Origin of the sequence: Oceanobacillus sp. FSL K6-0127 (genome assembly GCF_037983385.1) — a bacterium.
Taxonomy (GTDB): Bacteria; Bacillota; Bacilli; order Bacillales; family Amphibacillaceae; genus Oceanobacillus; species Oceanobacillus profundus.
Window position 1 is genome coordinate 3,208,979 of sequence record NZ_CP150287.1, and the last position, 14,920, is coordinate 3,223,898.

A 14,920-nucleotide genomic window follows, 5' to 3' on the forward strand; every position below is an offset into this window, starting at 1 on the left:
TTATCTAAAGTGCACTATTCATTTGATAAACTATCTTTACATTGTCATGAGATAAATTCACAATGAGGAAGTGAATAAAAGTTGATGAACAAGTTCTTATTGATGATTTCTACCCTACTAATTTTACTTACAGGTTGTCAGTCTAAAGACGAAGTCGTTGAGGCTATTTCGTTTAATCCGACGGAATATAATGTCATGATTATCCCAGAAGAATCAATTGAAGAAATTGATGAAATATACATTGATGCCATTATTGATTTAAAAGCAGAATACCCTTATGAATTTGCAGATGCAAAAATGGTCGAAATCGATCCCACAGAAATGGATATACCATTAGACACAAAAGGTACTACTCTTATCATTCAAAAGAATGGTCAGACGGTTGCACAGCTATCTCGCAACATGCCCAAAGATGAAATTATGGAGCAGCTAGAGGTCACTTTAGAAGAAGATAAAAAGGATGCCTTAAACTAAAAGGCATCCTTTTTAATAACGTTCATATTCAATATCTTATAACATATGAATTGGAGTTCCAAGTGCCACTTCTGCAGCTTCCATTGTAATCTCACCTAACGTTGGATGAGCATGGATAGTTAATGCGATATCTTCAACAGTCATTCCTGCTTCAATAGCAAGTCCGATTTCCGAAATCATATCACTCGCATTTGGACCAGCAATTTGGCCACCAATTACTAAGCCATCTTCTTTACGGCTGATTAATTTCAAGAATCCGTCACTATTGTTTAAGGACAACGCACGACCATTTGCAGCAAATGGGAATTTCCCTACTTTTACATCATAACCAGCATCTTTTGCGTCTTTTTCTGTCATTCCAACAGTTGCAAGTTCTGGATCTGTAAATGCTACGGCTGGCACACCAAGATAATCGATTTCAGATTTTTCTCCAGCAATTACTTCAGCAGCAATTTTTCCTTCATAGGATGCTTTATGAGCAAGCGGAGGACCTGCAACAATATCACCGATGGCGAATATATTGTCTACAGAAGAACGACATTGTTTATCGATTTTAACAAGTCCTTTTTCATCAAGCTCAATTCCAGCTTGTTCTAAGCCGATTTCACTTGTGTTCGGACGACGGCCAACCGTTACAAGTACGTAATCTGCTTCAATTGTTTCTTCTTTTCCTTTAGCTTCATACGTAACTTTCACACCGTCAGCTGACTCTTCAACACCTTTAGCCATCGCTTCAGTGATGATTGTAGCACCTTTATTCTTCAAGCGCTTTTTAACAAGCTGTGTCATTTGCTTTTCAAATCCACTTAGGATATCTTTTGCACCCTCAAGGAAAGTAACTTCTGTTCCGAAGTTTGCATAAGCAGAACCTAGCTCACTTCCAACATATCCAGCACCAATAACCACTAATTTCTTAGGAACTTCTTTCAAGTTCAAAGCTCCTGTTGAATCGAGTACACGATCTGAAAATTTGAATGTTGGAATTTCAATTGGTGATGAACCAGTTGCAACGATACAATGTTTGAATTTATATGTTTGAGAAGACTTATCGTCCATAACTTTCGCAGTGTTTTTATCTACGAAATATGCTTCCCCTTTTACGATGTCTACTTTATTCCCTTTAAGAAGGCCTTCAACACCAGATGTTAATTTGTTAACAACGCTGCCTTTCCACTCTTGAACCTTGGAAAAGTCAATTGTCACACCTTCTGATTTGATTCCTAGTTCTTCAGAGCCTTTTGCACTTTCTGCCAAATGACCCGCTTGAATCAATGCTTTTGATGGAATACATCCAACATTTAAACAAACTCCCCCTAAAGCACCTTTATCAACAATCGTCACTTTTTGTCCTAATTGTGCAGCACGGATAGCAGCAACATAACCACCAGGACCTGCTCCAACAACCAGTGTATCTACTTCTACCGGAAAATCTCCTACTACCATTACCTACGCCTCCATCATAATTAATTGTGGATCATTTAGTAATCGTTTAATTTGGTTTAAAGCTAGCTGTGCAGTTGCACCATCAACGATACGATGATCAAAGCTTAGAGATAAAGCAAGAACTGGAGCAACGACAACCTCCCCATCACGAACAATTGGCTTCTCGGCAATACGACCAATTCCAAGAATTACAGCTTCAGGGTAATTCAATACTGGTGTAAACCATTGCCCACCTGCTGAACCAATGTTTGAAATTGTGTTAGAAGCCCCTTTCATCTCATCTGGTTTTAGTTTACCATCACGAGCTTTTCCTGCCAATTCATTTATCTCAGCTGAAATTTCAAAGATGGATTTCTTATCAGCATCTTTTACAACAGGTACAAGTAATCCTTTGTCTGTATCAGCAGCGATACCGATATTATAGTAATGCTTTTGAACAATCTCGTCTGTTGAATCGTCAATCCATGAGTTTAGAATTGGGAATTTTTTAGACGCCGACACAAGTGCTTTCACAACATATGGTAAGTACGTTAATTTAATTTCTTGTTCAGCTGCAACTGCTTTAAACTTCTTACGGTGTGCAACAAGCTCTGTTACATCGATTTCATCCATCAACGTTACATGTGGTGCTTTTGATTTAGAGTTAACCATTGCTTTCGCGATTGATTTACGGATATTTGTCATCTTCTCGCGAGTTTCTGGGTAGCTGCCAGTTGGAACTGCAGCTGGTTTTGCAGCTTGCGTATCAACTGCTTCTTCAGTTGTTTGTTCCGTTTGTGTTGCCGGTTGGTCACCACTTAGGAAGCTGTCAATATCAGCTTTTAGGATACGACCATTTTTACCAGTGCCACTAACTGCTTCAATAGTTACGTTGTTTTCTCTAGCGTATTTTCTTACAGAAGGCATTGCAATAACTCGTTTACCTTCTGTTTCTGCAGGTTCTTCTTTAGCATCTTTTGGAGCTTCCTTTGCAGGCTCCTCTGTTGCTTGTTTGTCAGCTGCCGCTTCTTCCTGACCACTATCATCAGACTCATAACCTTCAGCATCAATGGTAACAAATACGTTTCCTACATTTGCTACCTCACCTTCTGCAACATGTATCTTTTTGATTGTTCCTTCTACTGGTGAAGGAATCTCAACAACAGCTTTATCATTTTGAACTTCGCATAGTACGTCGTCCTCTTTTATTTCATCGCCATCTTTAACGAACCATTTTACAATTTCGCCTTCAGCAATACCTTCCCCGATATCTGGGAATTTAAATTCAAATGCCATACATCTTACCTCCTGTCTTCTATTTAAAAATTAATTACAGTGTTTACTTTTTCAATAATATCTTGATGGTTTGGTAACCAAACCTCTTCAGCGTCCGAGAACGGATAAACCGTATCTGCTGCCGCTACTCGTAATACAGGTGCTTCAAGATGCAAAATTGCTCTTTCCTGAATTTCAGCAACTACATTCGCTGCTACCCCTGCTTGACGTTGTGCTTCTTGCACAACAACTGCACGGCTTGTTTTCTTCACAGATTCTAAAACCGTATCATAGTCAATTGGTGATACAGTACGTAAGTCGATTACTTCTGCGCTGATTCCGTCTTTTTCAAGTTCTTCTGCTGCTTTAAGACATGCATGTACCATTGCACCGTAAGCAATTAATGTAACGTCATTTCCTTCTTTTTTCACATCTGCTTTCCCAATTTCTACAGTGTATTCCCCTTCCGGAACCTCACCACGGAAAGAACGGTAAAGCTTCATATGCTCTAAGAAAATAACTGGATCATTATCGCGAATTGCTGAGATTAACAATCCTTTTGCTTCATATGGAGTTGATGGAATAACAACCTTAAGACCTGGTTGCTGTGCCATTAATCCTTCGAGAGAATCAGCGTGCATTTCAGGTGTGTGCACACCTCCACCAAATGGAGCACGAACTGTAATTGGTGCTGTATGATGTCCACCAGAACGGTAACGCATACGAGCCATTTGTCCACTAATAGAATCAATTACTTCATATACGAAACCAAAGAATTGAATCTCCGGAACCGGGCGATAACCTTGTAATGCAAGCCCAATCGCCAGACCACCAATTCCTGATTCTGCAAGAGGAGTGTCGAATACACGGTCTTCACCGAATTCATCCTGCAAACCTTCTGTAGCGCGGAATACTCCACCGTTTTGACCAACATCTTCACCAAACACAAGCACGTTTTCATCATTTTTTAATTCAACGCGCATTGCATCTGTAATTGCTTGAATCATTGTCATTTGTGCCATGATTTACTTCGACTCCTTCTCTTTATAAATTTCCATTTGCTCCTGTAGGTTAGATGGAAGTTCTTCAAACATATTACCGATTAAATCTGTAACCTTTTGTTTTGGTTGTTGTTCCGCTTGTTTAATCGCCTGCTTAATATCTTCTTTTGCTTCTTCAATTACTTTGTTTTCATCTTCTTCCGTCCATAGCTTTTTGCTTTCTAAGAACTTGCGGAAGCGAACAAGTGGATCTCTTTTTTCCCATTCGTTATCCATGTCTTCTGTACGATAACGGGTTGGATCATCACCAGACATTGTATGAGGACCGAAGCGGTATGTTAGTGTCTCAATTAAAGTAGGTCCATCGCCATTGATTGCACGTTCGCGGGCTGCTTGCGTTGCTGCGTAAACTGCTAACACGTCCATACCATCAACTTGAATTCCTTCAATACCAGCTGCAACAGACTTTTGTGCTAATGTCTTCGCATTTGTTTGTTTCTCTACTGGAACAGAAATAGCAAAGCGGTTATTTTGTACAATGAAAATTGCTGGCGCTTTATATGCACCTGCAAAGTTAATTCCTTCATAGAAATCACCCTGCGAAGTACCACCATCACCTGTGTATGTGATCGCAACATTTTTCTTGCCGCGCTTTTTGATTCCTAAAGCAACACCAGCCGCTTGAACATATTGTGCACCAATAATAATTTGTGGGCTTAGTGCGTGTAAATCATCTGGGAATTGGTTTCCGTGAAAATGTCCTTTCGAGAATAAAAAGGCTTGATATAATGGTAGACCTTGCCAAATTAACTGTGGAACATCACGATAACCAGGTAAAATAAAGTCCTCTTTTTCCAGCGCAAATTGACTTCCTAGTTGTGAAGCTTCCTGTCCTGCTGTTGGAGCATAGAAACCTAAGCGACCTTGACGGTTTAGGGCAATTGAGCGCTGATCAAGGATACGTGTATAAACCATACGACGCATAAGCTCTTTCAATTCCTCATCCGATAGATCTGGCATACTATTTTTATTCACAATTTTCCCATCTTCATTTAGAATCTGGAACATTTCGAACTGACTTTCAACATTATCAAGTACATATTTCAAAATGGTTCACCTCTTCCTTTCTTTATACCCTTAATATTATTGTCTTTCCTAGCGTACCCAGAATAAGGTAAATCTCTACAAAAAATTATATATTAATGATGTACCCTATTAAGGTCATAAATAATCACAACCCATAATAAATAATAACCTGTTACATAAATTATGTAAAGTTTATTGATACAATCCAGCTTGCTACTAGATCGTAACCCATTTTTTATATTCGGTCAACAGGTTTGCTTATACATTTCAAGCAAATGAAAGGATTTACATTTTAAGCGGAGGTATTTGATGAACAACAAGATCTAACTGTTATAATATAGCTTTCGAACTGTACTATTAAACTGTATCTATTATTAAGTTTAAGTTTGTCGAAGCAGTTCATTACGAACTCTAAAGCCTTACATATCGGGAAAAGCTGTATTTGCAATCACAAGTATCAAGATTCCGCGAACGTAAAATTGCCTTAGAACAATTCAATCACTATTCCTTGTTATGTTTTTTGCAATAGTAAAGTTGAAAGAAACTGCGAACTAACTTCTCGGCTGTTTTCTTCAAGTATGTGCAATAATCGCCGTCCGGGAGCGCATCGATATCGTTTTTATTAATTCCATATACTAGCGAAGTATATTTCCGGATCGAGTAGACGCACAATCCATTTAAATACACTAATCCACAGTTTATATATACTATCCAACAGTCACTTTTTCAAGTGCAGCTACCATAAGCATAAAATTTGCATGAAAAAACAGACCCAAACTGCTTGTTTATAGGTCTGTTTTTAAATTTTATTCCTCAAATGAAACTGCTATATCTGCCGTTTCATAAAATTCTTTCTTAAATTCATTGTATTCAACTGTGTAGTTATTAAATGCTTCATTGGAATGAAGCACTTGTTCATAGCTTTCATTAATTGAATTAATTTGATCTGTTAATCTATCTTGCTCAAGATCTTCTTGCTGAAGTAACTCATATAGCTCTTGTTCTAATTTTAAAGATTCCGTGTAAGCACCATTAAGATCTTCATAAGCGGAATAACGATTATTCATTACTTCATACATTGACTCTGTAATATCTTTTAGCTCTTGATTTTCAATGTCATCAAGCAACGCTTCAATCTCATTGAATTCTTCTTTTGAACTTACAATACTATCTTTCTCTAGTCCTATTTTTTCTTTTCGTTGCTCAATTATTTCTAATGCTTGATTTGATAATTCCTTAATTGTTTCGAAGTCATCCATACCTAAATCAATAATTTGATTATAAATTTCTTGTTCTTTTAATTCTAAGTCCGTAATTTCACTTTGTTGTTTTTCAAATTCTTCTTCAAGTGTAACTGCTTCTTCAAGATGATTATGTATCTGCTCCTCAGTTGATTGACTGTTACATGCAGTGAACAACACCATCAAGCTAATTGATAAGATCAGTAATAATAATTTCTTAAAATGCACGTTTCTTCCTCCTATGTTTTCTAGTTATCATTAAGTATTTTTAAAGTATAACATAATCTAATCTTACATACAGTGGTGACTTTTTTAAGAGATTGTTCAAAAATTCCGGTAACAATGACGATTCGAGAGCATGAGATCTTCGACTATGTACCGGCACGTCCTATGTCGAACACCGAACACATCCTGAGCAAGCCGGTACAAGGGGCTACGACGTCTCGAACCTTTTGCAACATATAATTTAATGTGATGCCGGATTACAACCTCGTCCAATTTTCTAATACGTACTAACTTGATCAGATATAAATTTAAAATTATGATTTATTCATTGAAGTTATGTTAGTATAATACAATGGTATGGTATTGGATTAAAAAAGAGGATCAATATTTTTATACCCTCTATTACATAAAATATAACCAGTAAGGAGTAATGAATTGATTATGCTAACAATGAAAGATATTGTCCGTGAAGGTCACCCCTCTCTAAAAAAAATTGCTGCTGAAGTGGACATGCCGATTAATGATGATGAAAAACAACTATTAAAAGATATGTTGCAGTTTTTAAAGAATAGTCAAGACGAGGAAATCGCGAAAAAATACGATTTAAGAGCTGGAGTTGGGCTTGCTGCTCCTCAACTTGGTATCGAAAAAAAACTCATTGCCATTCATTTTGAAGATTTTAACGGAAAATTATATAGCTACGGTTTAGTAAACCCCAAAATCATCAGTCATTCCGTTGAACAATCCTATTTAGCTGGTGGAGAAGGCTGCCTTTCGGTGGATCGGGCTGTTGAAGGTTATGTTCCAAGACATGCAAGAATCACAGTGAAAGCAACCGACATGGACGGAAAACCAATAAAGCTACGATTAAAAGGATACCCTGCTGTCGTATTTCAACATGAAATCGACCATCTTAATGGAATTATGTTTTACGATCGTATCAATCCAAATAATCCATTCTCAATACCTGATAATTCCACCGCAATCGAATAATTAGCAAGGTGTCTGTTTTTATGGACACCTTTTTTCTTACACCGGGATGATTGCTGTGGATAGCTATTAAACAGCATGACCCGTTCAGCTCCAGACCTTACTCTCCACTCACCTTCAACCGGGCACTTACGCTTTGCTGCAGATGAAGTACTTTACCAAAATGTATAAGATTTCATTCCATGTAAAAGATAAAATTACAACTAAAACTTGCTAGACTTTTTGATTATTTTTTTAAAAATGATGTATTTTTATTTAAATCTTCCTCATTTCGTACTATACTGTATATAAGAGGATTGGACGGTAGAATGTTTTGTTGCTTTTTCTAGATATCTGAAAGGAGACGTGTGTCCTCATGCTAAAGCGCCTAAAAGATAAGCTGAAGAAACGGTGGAGAGACTTTTTAGGCAAAGAAGGACGTGTACCTACGACTTTTAAATAAGACTACCAAGGATGCAACCAATCACACCAACGAATGATATTTAACGATAAACTGGTATTGCGACGGAAACATGCCAGGCGAAAGTTTTTACGGAAAGGTAATAACATCCAATTTAAAATGGGTTATCGCCTATTACAGGCATAGCTCCTATTAGTTGAACAAAAAAATATAGAAATATGTTAGGAGAGATGAAATGATTTTTAAAGTTTTATATCAAAAGGATCCTAGTGAAGTTCCTGTTCGCGAACGCACAGAAAGCACCTACGTTGAAGCGGATTCAATTAGAGAGGTAAGAAAGAAATTAAAAGATCGGAAATATAACATCGAATATATCCAAGAACTAGATGAGGCACATCTAAATTACGAGAAAGAAACTGGAAAACTTCAGTTGGAGAACGTGTAAGTTATGAAATTTGTCAAAAATGATCAAACAGCCGTTTTTGCCTTAGGTGGACTAGGTGAAATCGGAAAAAACACGTACGCTGTCCAATTCCAGGATGAAATCATTCTTATCGATGCTGGGATTAAATTCCCAGAGGATGAATTATTAGGAATCGACTATGTTATCCCTGACTATACGTACATCGTACAAAATCAGGATAAAATAAAAGGTTTATTCGTAACTCACGGTCACGAAGACCATATTGGTGGAATTCCTTTTCTCTTGCGTGAAGTAAATGTGCCTATTTATGCAGGACCACTAGCAATCGGATTAATTCGCAATAAATTGGATGAGCACGGCTTATTAAGAAGTGCTAAATTAATTACAATACAAGAAGATGATGTTATTAAATTCCGTAAAACTTCCGTCAGTTTTTTCCGTACAACACACAGTATCCCTGATTCATATGGAATTGTCGTAAAAACCCCACCAGGAAATATTGTTCATACTGGTGACTTCAAATTCGACTTTACTCCTGTTGGTGAACCAGCTAATCTTACAAAAATGGCTGAAATCGGCAAGGAAGGTGTACTCTGCCTTTTATCCGATAGCACAAATAGTGAAGTTCCAGGATTTACAATGTCAGAACGAGTTGTTGGTCAAAGCATTCACGATATCTTCAGCCGTGTTGATGGAAGACTGATATTCGCTACATTTGCATCGAATATTTATCGTTTACAGCAAGTAGTAGAAGCAGCTGTCAGGCACAACCGTAAAGTAGCTGTGTTTGGACGTAGTATGGAGTCCGCCATCAACATCGGTTTAGAGTTAGGGTACATCCAAGCGCCTAAAGAGACATTTATTGAAGGAAATCAAATTAACCGATTCCCAGCAAATGAAGTAACGATTCTTTGTACAGGCTCTCAAGGCGAATCGATGGCAGCTCTATCTCGAATCGCTAATGGTACACATAGACAAATCCAAATTATACCTGGTGACACGGTTGTATTTTCTTCCTCACCAATCCCTGGCAATACCGTTAGTGTTAGCAAAACAATTAATAAATTGTATCGTGCCGGTGCAGATGTTATTCACGGTAAACTAAGCAATATTCATACATCTGGTCATGGGAGTCAAGAAGAGCAAAAATTAATGCTTCGCTTGATTAAACCAAAATTCTTTATGCCGATTCACGGGGAATACCGTATGCTAAAAGAACATATCAAACTAGCCGAATCTTGTGGCGTAGAACCTGATCATTCATTTATTATGGATAATGGGGATGTTCTTGCACTGAGTAAAGACCAGGCTTCCATATCCGGCAAGATCCCTTCTGGTTCGATTTATGTTGATGGTAGTGGTATTGGTGATATTGGCAATATTGTGTTACGAGACCGTAGAATTCTTTCTGAAGAAGGACTCGTAATAGTAGTCGTAAGTATCAACATGAAAGAATTTAAAATCGCTTCAGGTCCGGATATTATTTCTCGGGGCTTTGTATACATGAGAGAATCCGAAGACTTGATTAACGAAGCACAAAAGCTTGTATCTTCTCATTTAAATAAAGTGATGGAAAGAAGAACAACGCAATGGTCTGAAATTAAAAATGAGATTACAGATACAATTGCTCCATTCCTTTATGAAAAAACAAAACGTCGACCTATGATTTTACCTATTATCATGGAAGTTTAAGTATAAGTACGTGTTCAAAAGGAGGATGAAAAGGACCGAGAAGTTCGAGGCGGCGTAGCTTTGAGTACCGGAACGTATGGATTTAATACGTGAGGAACAGAAAAGCAAGCCAACGAAGAAATTCGATGTGTCATTTTCACCGGACTTTTGAACAACCTCTAAAAAGACATGGAAGAATTTTCTTCCATGTCTTTTTTAATCATCGATAACAAGATTCCTTTCAAACCTCGAAATATCTTCATCGGCCCCAATCACGATTAAAACATCATTTTCCTGTAATGCATCTTCCGCACTTGGCGAAACATTAATTGATCTGCCTTGTTTAATAGCTACAATATTGCAGCCATATTTCGCCCGAACATCTAGATCAATCAAGGATTTACCAATCATTTTTTCTCCAGCCTTCACCTCTACAATACTATGTTCATCTGATAATTCAAGGTAATCCAATATGTTATGTGAAATAATACTGTGCGCAATTTTCCGCCCCATATCACGCTCAGGATGCACAATATGATGCACACCAATTTTATCTAAGATCTTTTCGTGATAATCATTTTTAGCTTTCACAGTTATTTTCTTTATTCCAAGGTCAACAAGAATAACAGCGGTCAAAATACTCGCTTGAATGTTCTCTCCAATCGCTACTATAACGTGATCAAAGTTTTGAATCCCAATATCCTTTAACGTATCTTCGTCTGTTGTATCTGCAATAACCGAATGATATGCAATCTTTTTATATTCATTAACTCGGTTTTCATCGTTATCAATTGCCAGAACTTGCTTCCCCTCTTTAGAGAGTTCCCGACAAATACTACCACCAAATCTACCAAGCCCTATAACAGCATAGTCCTTTACCATTTCTAACCCTCCAAAAATAATTCTCTGTATCTAATATACGCCTGCAAAAGTTTAGGAGCAACTTTCATGTTGAAAGTTGCTCCTAAATCTGTTTTATATAGCATCAAGCATGGTAAATTGTGACTTCACAAGTTCAAAATACTTTCCCTGTTTATCCATTAATTCCTGGTGGCTCCCCTGCTCTAATATTCGACCTTGCTCCAATACAAAAATATTGTCTGCCTCTCGAATCGTTGATAAGCGATGAGCAATAATTATCGAAGTTCTTCCTTTTAGCAGCTTTCGTAATGCTTGTTGAATTTTCACTTCGGATTCAGTGTCAATACTAGCTGTTGCTTCATCAAGAATAATAATAGTTGGGTCAGCCAGTAATGCCCTCGCAAAGGAAAGTAGCTGCCTTTCACCTGCAGAAAGAATATTCCCGCGCTCTTCTACCTCTGTTTGGTAGCCATATGCGAGCCGCTGTATAAAATCATCAGCACCGACAACTTTTGCAGCTTCTATGACCTCCTCATCCGATGCCGCTGGACGCCCAAAGCGAATATTTTCCATAATCGTTCCAGAAAAAATAAAAGTATCCTGTAATACAACACTAATCTTCTGCCTTAAACTATCTAGCTTTACTTCTCTTAAATCATGTCCATCAACTTTAACAGCACCTGTTGTCGGATCATAAAATCGACTAATCAAATTTGCTATTGTTGATTTTCCGCTTCCTGTATGGCCGACCAGCGCAACTGTTTGCCCCGCCTTCATCTCAAGTGAAATTTCATGCAAGGCTATCCGTTCTTCATTATAAGAAAAACCAACACGGTCAAATTCAATTTGACCTTTCATCTTTTTTAAGGCGTAGGCATCTTGTTTCTCTTCTACGTTGGGCTGTTCATCTAAGAATTCAAAAATACGCTCGGATGATGCCATCGCCATTAATAACTGGTTATACATTTGACCAAGCCTTGAAATAGGCTCCCAGAACATTCCAAGGAAAAATGCGAAAGAAACGAATGTACCAATCTCGATAACCTCACTCAAAATTAAATATGATCCAAACGCGATTAATATAATCGTTCCGATAGCATCACAGATCTCTACTAGCGGTCGAAACATTGCACTTTTTTTCGCCGCATCTTTAAAACTGTTGAAATAGCCTTTATTTACCCCATCAAAAAATTCTGCATTTTCTTTTTCCTGAGAGAAGGATTGTGTAATTCGCATTCCTTGTAGCCCTTCATTTAAATGCGAATTCATACGTGATTGATGCTGACGTACTTCTTGCCACGAACGACGAATCTTTCTTCGCAGCCTCGTTGAGATAAAAAACATTAATGGAATAACAATAATTACTGCAAATGCAAGTGGAGGACTTAGTACAAATAGTATTACAATGATTCCAACCAACATAAAAGCATCCATTAATAAATTGATAATTCCATTCGTAAACAACTCTTGCAAGGAATTAATATCATTCAATATTCGAACCAGAATAGATCCAGCTGATCGGCTATCAAAAAATCGATGTGATAATCGCTGTACATGCGAAAATAATGTGTGTCTTAGATCGTAAATCACATTTTGACCAAGAATATTCACCCATTTAATCCGCAGCGTATTCGCTACATAACTAATCAAGTACATGATAGCTATACCAACAACAAGCTGGATTAGTAAAGACACATTATTTTCTTCAAGTGCGATGTCAATAGCTACTTTCCCAATCAGAATAGGTATCGCAAGCCTAATTATCGTTGAAATAAGCATTGCGATGATTGCTGCGGGAAGGTAGGTTTTCGCATATGGTTTTAAAAATTGCAGTAACCTTCCCATCTGCTGCCAGTTAAATGGTTTTTCAATTGTCTGATCGACGGTATAATAAAACCGTTTTAAGTGCCGGCTTTCTCTCTTTGTTTGAGTGTTTCCCATAAAACGTCACCCCCTGTTAATGAACAGCATTCATGATCTCTTCCCTGTCCTGATATTGGATATTATAAATACGTTCATATGGACCATGATTCTTCACAAGAAATTCATGTGTACCACGCTCCACAACTTTACCATCTTCCAACACTATAATTTCATCTGCATATTTTAAAGAAGAAATGCGGTGAGCAATAATAAACGTTGTTCGCCCTTTCATTACCTCTCTCAATGCTTGCTGAATTTTAAATTCTGTTTCCATATCTACTGCGGATGTGGCATCATCTAAAACTAGAATACTTGGATTGATACAAATCGCTCTGGCAATTGCAATCCGTTGTTTTTGCCCACCAGATAACCCCATGCCTCGTTCACCAAGCATTGTTTCATAGCCATCTGGCATTTCCATTATAAAATCATGTGCCTGCGCACGTTTAGCAGCATCTATGATTTGCTCCCCTGTTACATCTGGATTTCCATATGCAATATTTTCGCGAATCGAGGTAGAGAATAAAAACGGTTCTTGTAATACGAAACCAATATGTTTCCTGAGGTTTTTCAATTTATAGTCTGCTACAGGTCTTCCATCAACTAATACCTCACCATGCTGCGGCTCATAAAAACGAGTAATAAGCTGTGTTATACTTGTTTTACCGGACCCAGTTGCACCAATTAGTCCAATTACCTTTCCAGGCGGTGCATCGAAGCTGATATGAGAAAGGGCAGCATCATCACCTTCAATGTAATTTAATGTAACGTCATGAAACGTAACATGACCTTTGAGTGGCTCAACAACCGCATTTTCTTTTTCAACAATATCTTCATTTGCATCCAGGATCTCAATAAGCCTTTCACCGGAAGCTTTCGCCTGTGAAAACTGATTCACGATAAAACCTAGATTCATTAATGGTCCGAGAATATACCATACTAAACTAAAAAACGCAACGAGCTCACCCAACATTAAACTTCCTTGCATCACCAGATATCCACCGTACGCCAATAATGCTACGACACAAACATTACCGATGAATTCCATAAAGGGAAAATACTTTGCCCAAAGCGAAGAGGTTTTCAAATAGTTTTGCCGATAGTTATCATTATTTGTTGAAAACCTTCCAATCTCAAAGTCCTCTCTTGATAAGGATTTAACTGTATTCATTCCACTAATGTTTTCCTGCACACGGGTGTTAAGCCTGCCAAAGGATTTTCTGATTTCTCGAAATGCCGGATGTACCCGTTTATCAAACTTAAATACAACGATAGCAAGAAAAGGAATAGCAGCCATCGTGACGAGTGCGAGTGGAACAGAGTAATAGAACATAATGCCCAAACTAATCAGAATAAGCAACACAACACGAATAAGCTCTGCAAATCCCACAGAAAGAAAGAAGCGAAATCCTTCCACATCAGCCGTTAATCTCGACATAATGTCACCTGTTTTAGCATTGTCATAATATTTAAATGCTAATCGTTGAAGCTTATCATATAAAGCTTCTCTTAGTTTATAAACCGATGTCATTCCGAAAAGGTCTCCTAAGTACTGAAAGAAAAATATAGAAACCCCTTTTACTATCATTAAGCCAAGAAAAGAAATGCCAATCACTGGTATTAATTCATATCTTGATTGTCTAACCACTTCATCGATCGTAATTTGCAAAATTATTGGATAAACAACAGTGATAGCTGTTACAAAAATTAAAAAGAATAAAGACCAGAAAAAGTATTTCTTGTATGGCCAATAAAAGCGTTTCAGTTTTTTAAATGTCTCCATAATATTTCCACTCCCCTCTAAGTTGTTTTACCGTATTTACTAATATAACGGTTTCCGAAATAAATTGCTACATTTTTTGTTAAATATTTTTAAAATTTTTATTATGCTTTCTATTCCAAGAAAACGTACCGTTCGAAAAGCTTT

At 37.5% G+C, this 14,920-nt stretch carries 12 protein-coding genes; 4 read left to right on the forward strand and 8 right to left on the reverse strand.

What is annotated here, in order from left to right:
* The first annotated feature begins 81 nt into the window (after nucleotides 1-81).
* Nucleotides 82-474, forward strand: coding sequence for a hypothetical protein (locus tag MHH64_RS15940; RefSeq protein ID WP_118888978.1), 393 nt, complete (start codon nucleotides 82-84; stop codon nucleotides 472-474).
* Between the two features lie 36 nt (nucleotides 475-510).
* Here MHH64_RS15940 and lpdA read toward each other — a convergent pair whose 3' ends face one another.
* From lpdA to MHH64_RS15965, 5 genes are all read right to left on the reverse strand, one after another.
* The gene (gene lpdA, locus MHH64_RS15945; RefSeq protein ID WP_095308439.1) at nucleotides 511-1,917 is read right to left on the reverse strand and encodes a dihydrolipoyl dehydrogenase; all 1,407 of its coding nucleotides are present in this window, start codon (nucleotides 1,915-1,917) and stop codon (nucleotides 511-513) included.
* Nucleotides 1,918-1,920: 3 nt separating this feature from the next.
* Nucleotides 1,921-3,192 carry a dihydrolipoamide acetyltransferase family protein gene (locus MHH64_RS15950; protein WP_251659077.1) on the reverse strand — a complete coding sequence of 424 codons (1,272 nt, stop codon included), beginning with the start codon at nucleotides 3,190-3,192 and terminating at the stop codon, nucleotides 1,921-1,923.
* Between the two features lie 23 nt (nucleotides 3,193-3,215).
* Nucleotides 3,216-4,193, reverse strand: coding sequence for an alpha-ketoacid dehydrogenase subunit beta (locus tag MHH64_RS15955; RefSeq protein ID WP_095308437.1), 978 nt, complete (start codon nucleotides 4,191-4,193; stop codon nucleotides 3,216-3,218).
* Between the two features lie 3 nt (nucleotides 4,194-4,196).
* Nucleotides 4,197-5,240 (reverse strand): pyruvate dehydrogenase (acetyl-transferring) E1 component subunit alpha, encoded by a 1,044-nt coding sequence (pdhA, locus tag MHH64_RS15960; protein ID WP_240033754.1) that lies wholly within the window; start codon nucleotides 5,238-5,240, stop codon nucleotides 4,197-4,199.
* Nucleotides 5,241-6,064: 824 nt separating this feature from the next.
* Nucleotides 6,065-6,727 (reverse strand): YkyA family protein, encoded by a 663-nt coding sequence (locus tag MHH64_RS15965; protein ID WP_303448231.1) that lies wholly within the window; start codon nucleotides 6,725-6,727, stop codon nucleotides 6,065-6,067.
* 438 nt (nucleotides 6,728-7,165) lie between these two features.
* Between MHH64_RS15965 and def the strand changes: the two genes are divergently transcribed.
* From def to rnjA, 3 genes are all read left to right on the forward strand, one after another.
* Nucleotides 7,166-7,717: a peptide deformylase gene (def, locus tag MHH64_RS15970; RefSeq protein WP_095308451.1), complete on the forward strand. Its 552-nt coding sequence runs from the start codon at nucleotides 7,166-7,168 to the stop codon at nucleotides 7,715-7,717.
* 632 nt (nucleotides 7,718-8,349) lie between these two features.
* On the forward strand, nucleotides 8,350-8,559 hold the full coding sequence (locus MHH64_RS15975) for a DNA-directed RNA polymerase subunit epsilon (RefSeq protein WP_095308434.1): 210 nt from the start codon (nucleotides 8,350-8,352) through the stop codon (nucleotides 8,557-8,559).
* Between the two features lie 3 nt (nucleotides 8,560-8,562).
* Nucleotides 8,563-10,230: a ribonuclease J1 gene (gene rnjA, locus MHH64_RS15980; RefSeq protein WP_118888982.1), complete on the forward strand. Its 1,668-nt coding sequence runs from the start codon at nucleotides 8,563-8,565 to the stop codon at nucleotides 10,228-10,230.
* Between the two features lie 195 nt (nucleotides 10,231-10,425).
* Here the strand turns inward: rnjA and MHH64_RS15985 are convergent, their stop codons facing one another.
* From MHH64_RS15985 to MHH64_RS15995, 3 genes are all read right to left on the reverse strand, one after another.
* Nucleotides 10,426-11,091: a TrkA family potassium uptake protein gene (locus MHH64_RS15985; protein ID WP_095308432.1), complete on the reverse strand. Its 666-nt coding sequence runs from the start codon at nucleotides 11,089-11,091 to the stop codon at nucleotides 10,426-10,428.
* Nucleotides 11,092-11,184: 93 nt separating this feature from the next.
* Nucleotides 11,185-13,011 (reverse strand): ABC transporter ATP-binding protein, encoded by a 1,827-nt coding sequence (locus tag MHH64_RS15990; protein ID WP_118888983.1) that lies wholly within the window; start codon nucleotides 13,009-13,011, stop codon nucleotides 11,185-11,187.
* Nucleotides 13,012-13,027: 16 nt separating this feature from the next.
* The gene (locus MHH64_RS15995; protein ID WP_118888984.1) at nucleotides 13,028-14,776 is read right to left on the reverse strand and encodes an ABC transporter ATP-binding protein; all 1,749 of its coding nucleotides are present in this window, start codon (nucleotides 14,774-14,776) and stop codon (nucleotides 13,028-13,030) included.
* Between the last annotated feature and the right edge of the window lie 144 nt (nucleotides 14,777-14,920).